The sequence below is a fragment of the Mucilaginibacter sp. P4_G9 genome (genome assembly GCF_056400985.1).
Genome location: NZ_JBFUKF010000429.1, coordinates 1 through 4,172, shown reverse-complemented (window position 1 = coordinate 4,172; position 4,172 = coordinate 1). Strand labels below are relative to the sequence as shown.

Below are 4,172 nucleotides of genomic sequence, written 5' to 3'. Positions count from 1 at the left end.
GTATTACATTTATTTGTAAACAAAAGATGGATAGCATTTGGGCTACCCATCTTTTTTAGTTTTATAAGGAGGCGATATCTGTTAAAAACAAAGGTATGCAAGCCAGTAAAATAACCCCAATCCAAAAAAATATTGATCTGATCATGTCTTATGCGTTTATAAAGTTTAAATTCAATGCAGCTGGTTTTGCATATAAGTTGCTTTGCCTGTAAGTTGAATGTTAGCGGTACTATCAACCTGGCCCGCATGGAACTGCCTTACCGGGTTTTCATCAAGCTTCAGGCTGCTTTTACCCTTTAACGAATAGTTGAGCATATTAATGCGGTTACCTTTTGTAACATTCACATAGGAGCTGTCTGCCGCGGCCACATCCAGGTTTTTAACCGATAGGTTGTTGACATCGTAATGACTGCCATCGGCTACTCTCAGTTTCAAAGAATTGGCATTACTGATGTTGTCTGCTATAGTAACAAAGGCAAATTTGATGTCGACAGATTGGACATCGCCCGCAAAGATTTTTACAATATCGCCCTCATCATTCCAGTTCCTGGCGTTATTATCAAATTTGCCTCTCACCCGGAAGGCAATAAACAGCGTGTCGTTTTTTACCGATGTTTCCAGGTTTTCCTTTAACTCATTGTTCACCGTTACTGTATTGCCGCCGGTATATGTTGCTTTGATGTTTTTGCCTATCCAGATACGGGCCATCCACTGCTCAACGTAACCCGTTTCTTTCATTTTCAGTGATCCATCTATCACGATATGTTTAAACCCCGGCGAAACGGGTTGGGTAACAAATACGCTGTTATCCTGCGGATACAAATCGCGGTTAAAATCGCCCTTATTGAATTGGCTTTTCAGGAGCAGGTTATAGGCCAGTAATGATACCGGGATACAGGTAAAAAGTATGATGATTAATTTTGTGCTGGTTTTCATATGCTGATATTAAGTTTTAGCTGTTAGGTTGATTTGTAAATTCCTGGTACCTGCTTTGCAAGTCGTTTCCGGGGATGCCAAGCAGCTGCATTTTTTTAAACAGGAGTGGTAATTCTTCGTCCATAAATTGGTTACGCCGTGTTTTCAGGATATTTTTGGCTGCGTTTGCCTGTACAAAATACCCCATGCCGCGTTTGGTATAAATTATTTCCTGGTTTTGCAGGTGCTCGTACGATCGCATTACGGTATTGGGGTTTACCTCCAGCATAACGGCGAGCTCACGTACTGAGGGGATCTTTTCGTCCTCACGCCATACCTTTAGCTGTATTTTGTCGCACACATAATCTGCTATCTGCAGGTATATGGCTTGTGTGTTGTTAAAATCCATGATTTTTACCTTTTTGGGGTTACAATTCTTTTTCTTTAAGCCTAAACCAGGTAATTAACCATAAAAAGGGTATGCTTATCACCAACAGGGCATAAAATACCGCGTTGTATTTATTACGTACCTCCATGCCATATGATATATAATTAACACCGTTGTATTTTTGCTTTACAAACCAGTTGTTAATTTCCATTCCGGAATACGGTATTGCAGAGCGAATTCGCGTCCAGGTGGGTTCTTTTACTACCTTATGGCCTACAATATTGTGGTTTACATCGTAAAAGGTTTCGGTGATGTTGGCTATAACCGGTTTGCCCATATCTATTGTTACTATATTCCTGGCAATAAAAGGGTTTGAAATTATCACTCCAAAAAATACGACGATTACCAGTATCGCCGATTTTATAAACACGTAGCGTTTAAACAACACGGAACAAAACAGCGCGACACTCTGTAACATCAGGAATACGAAGATCAATGTGGATTCTTCGAGGTCCCAATTCACAGTATACAATATATTGTTACTGCCAACCAGTTCATGATCTATATAATGACCAATGGTTATTAAAGGGTAAACTATAACAATAAAACAAACCGGGAAAACAATGATGCTATATATCGCGGCTACTACAAACTTTTCAAACGTTGATGCAGGCAGCATTAACGCCTGGATGCCGGCGTGTTTGGTGTTAAACTGGCTTAAAATGGTAGTTGCAAATATGCTGCCGGCTACTATCATACTTAAAAAGAACAGGCTTTCCTGCGAACGCTTACTAAAGCCTTCTAACGTTGATATATTGTATATGATTAAAGCGGCAATGATCCCTGCCAGGGCCAGCATGCCTAATATGTAAAGCTGCTGGTTTTCGGCCCATTGCTTGCGTACCAGCAGCCAAATTCTATGTGTTGAAAATTCCATATCTTTTTCTTAATTAAATTGTGAAAGCACTTGTTGTTTTTCTGTAAGTACGGCGTTAAAAAACATCTCCATATCCAGTCTTGAGCTTTCTTTTTTATGGTTAATGGCCACTACTGCATATCCTTTAAGTGCGCCTTCACTGTAAATTGGGGTGGCAACTTCGTCAAGGTTCATAACCTGTTTAAATGCCAGCTTTTCGGTGATGTTTTCAACAGGCTGGTTAAGGATAATTTGCTGGTCTTCCAGTATCATAACATAATCAATCAGRCTATCCAGATCTTTTACCTGGTGGGTGCTGATGATAATGAGCTGATCATCCTTTATAACGCCTGCAATGATCTTTCTAAATTGCTTTTTGGAGGGGATATCCAGGCCGTTGGTGGGCTCATCCATCAACAACACTTTAGCTTGTGTAGCTAAGGCGAAACTGATCATTACTTTCTTTTTTTGCCCGTAACTCATGCTTTGAAGCTTTTTTTCTGTTGGGATATCAAACTCGGTTAAAAAGCGGTGAAACATTTCGCGGTCAAATACAGGGTAAAAGGGCGCGTAAATATCCAGGTAGCGTTTGATGGATACGTTTGGCAGGTAAATTTCTTCGGGCAGTAAATAAACCTGCTGTAAAAACTCCGGCGACCGCTGTGCCGGGTTTTGGCCGGCTACATCGCATGAGCCGCTTAGTGGAAATACCAGGCCGCAAATGTTATGCAACAAGCTTGATTTACCCGCGCCGTTGCGCCCAAGCAGGCCGTAAATATGCCCTGGCTTAATGCGTAGGTTAAGGTTGTTAAGTACCATTTGATTTTTTTGGTACCCAAAGTTTAGGTGGTTAATATTAATCATGAGGTTTGTGTTTTAGTGTACTACTATAATAGTACACTACAATGATAGAGCGTTTTTTTTGCATTTCCAAATTTTACAGAAGAAATATTTTAGAGTATCAAGTAGTTAAATTTTTAAAGTGGGGTAGATAGAATAAAGAACAAAGATCTTTTTTTGGGAAGAACAAAGGAGTGGGAACAGTTGACAAGGACAAGTAGGGAGGAGGGCTAACGCAAAGCAAGCCCTAATAGGAGAAGTTTTTTATAGGTCTATCGGGTAAATTATCGCAATTTAATCAATCGCCCTGATTTTGGCTAAGTCGGTTTTTTTGTTACAATAAACTGTATGAAAAAGTCAGCCGATACTGCTCAGGCGACTTAAATTAAAATATGTGGTTGCTGTACAGTTATTTACCTTCAGCAGCGTCTTTTAAATCCTGGATAATGATCTTATCCATTTTCATCATGGCCTGCATTACCCTGCCAGATGTTTGCGGATCGGTGCTGTATAGTAATTCGCCCAAAGTTTCAGGAACCACCTGCCATGATAAACCAAATTTGTCTTTCAACCAGCCGCATCTTGATTTTTCTCCCCCTTCTGATAGTTTTTCCCAAAAGTAATCTACTTCATCCTGGTCTTTACAGTCAACAAACATAGATATGGCCTCGGTGAATTTAAACATGGGGCCACCGTTAAGTGCCATAAATTGTTGGCCGGCCAGTGTGAATGTGCCGGTCATTACTTTTCCCTTCTCACCAGGGCCGGCATCGCCATAACGGGCAATATTGCCAACTTCCGAATCTTTAAATACAGCAGTATAAAAACTTATAGCTTCTTCTGCCTGGTCATCGAACCATAAAAACGGGGTGATCTTTTGCTTGATTTTCATAATGGTTTTAGTTTATTAATTTGTTAAACAAATATACCTCCATTAACCTTTGATATAGACGGTGCGATCATGACATTTTAGGGGGTTAATTACGAAATGAATATTGTTTGCAAAACTCAGCAAGCCGCTAATGTTCAATTAACCAATAAGATACATTTTTCCTGGGGGTTATAAATTAAAATAAATGTAACATACCGGATACATAAGCGCTGTTTAAGCTG

Annotated in this window: 5 protein-coding genes; all 5 read right to left on the bottom strand. The window is 39.9% G+C overall.

Translation table 11 applies throughout. The annotated features are described in order from the left end of the window. Positions 1 to 171: 171 nt before the first annotated feature. Entirely contained in the window at positions 172 to 936 is a 765-nt protein-coding gene (locus AC1DPZ_RS23140) for a GIN domain-containing protein (protein ID WP_477407894.1), read from the bottom strand. A gap of 16 nt (positions 937 to 952) precedes the next feature. Continuing rightward, a complete protein-coding gene (locus AC1DPZ_RS23135) occupies positions 953 to 1,324 on the bottom strand; it encodes a GntR family transcriptional regulator (protein ID WP_477407892.1) in 372 nt (123 codons plus the stop codon). 19 nt (positions 1,325 to 1,343) lie between these two features. Further along, positions 1,344 to 2,240, bottom strand: a complete 897-nt coding sequence (locus AC1DPZ_RS23130) for a hypothetical protein (protein WP_477407890.1) — start codon at positions 2,238 to 2,240, stop codon at positions 1,344 to 1,346. A gap of 9 nt (positions 2,241 to 2,249) precedes the next feature. Continuing rightward, positions 2,250 to 3,083 carry an ABC transporter ATP-binding protein gene (locus AC1DPZ_RS23125; RefSeq protein WP_477407888.1) on the bottom strand — a complete coding sequence of 278 codons (834 nt, stop codon included), beginning with the start codon at positions 3,081 to 3,083 and terminating at the stop codon, positions 2,250 to 2,252. 385 nt (positions 3,084 to 3,468) lie between these two features. Next, on the bottom strand, positions 3,469 to 3,951 hold the full coding sequence (locus AC1DPZ_RS23120; protein ID WP_477407886.1) for a VOC family protein: 483 nt from the start codon (positions 3,949 to 3,951) through the stop codon (positions 3,469 to 3,471). Positions 3,952 to 4,172: the final 221 nt, after the last annotated feature.

Bases quoted from the DNA above. Each gene is read 5' to 3' on its own strand.
- AC1DPZ_RS23130 (WP_477407890.1), bottom strand. From the start codon at position 2,240: ATGGAATTTTCAACACATAGAATTTGGCTGCTGGTACGCAAGCAATGG.
- AC1DPZ_RS23120 (WP_477407886.1), bottom strand. From the start codon at position 3,951: ATGAAAATCAAGCAAAAGATCACCCCGTTTTTATGGTTCGATGACCAG.
- AC1DPZ_RS23135 (WP_477407892.1), bottom strand. From the start codon at position 1,324: ATGGATTTTAACAACACACAAGCCATATACCTGCAGATAGCAGATTAT.
- AC1DPZ_RS23140 (WP_477407894.1), bottom strand. From the start codon at position 936: ATGAAAACCAGCACAAAATTAATCATCATACTTTTTACCTGTATCCCG.